This window comes from Streptomyces sp. DH12 (assembly GCF_020873895.1).
Classification (GTDB): domain Bacteria; phylum Actinomycetota; class Actinomycetes; order Streptomycetales; family Streptomycetaceae; genus Streptomyces.
On the sequence record NZ_JAHWGT010000981.1, the window covers coordinates 1 to 462 of the forward strand.

General features: G+C 72.1%; 1 pseudogene. It reads left to right on the top strand.

Annotation, left to right across the window (positions count from 1 at the left end):
• Positions 1-36: 36 nt before the first annotated feature.
• Positions 37-462 (top strand): annotated as a pseudogene (locus LPA54_RS38095) (glucarate dehydratase); the annotation flags it as partial.

The following is a 462-nucleotide window of genomic DNA, read 5'->3' on the forward strand; positions in this document are numbered from 1 at the left end:
TGGATAGATGAACCCACCGACCGTAGGAGCCGCCCTGTGACCGCATCCGCATCCGCCTCCCGCGACCTGACCGTCACCGAGGTCCACCTCACCCCGGTCCTGGTCGCCGACCCGCCCCTGCTCAACACCCAGGGCGTGCACCAGCCGTACACCCCCCGGCTGATCGTGGAGGTGGTGACCGCCGACGGGATCACCGGGCTGGGTGAGACGTACGGCGACACCAAGTACCTGGAGCTGGCCCGCCCGCTCGCCGACCGGCTCGTCGGACACCGTGTCGACGACCTGAACCGGTTGTTCGCCGAGGCCGACCAGGTCGCCGTCGACGCCGCCCGCGTCTCGGGCCAGGTCGACGTCGGCGGCCTGCGCGGCGTGCAGACCGCCGACAAGCTGCGGCTGTCGGTGCTCTCCGCCCTGGAGGTGGCCTGCCTCGACGCCCTCGGCAAGAGCCTCGGCCTGCCCGTG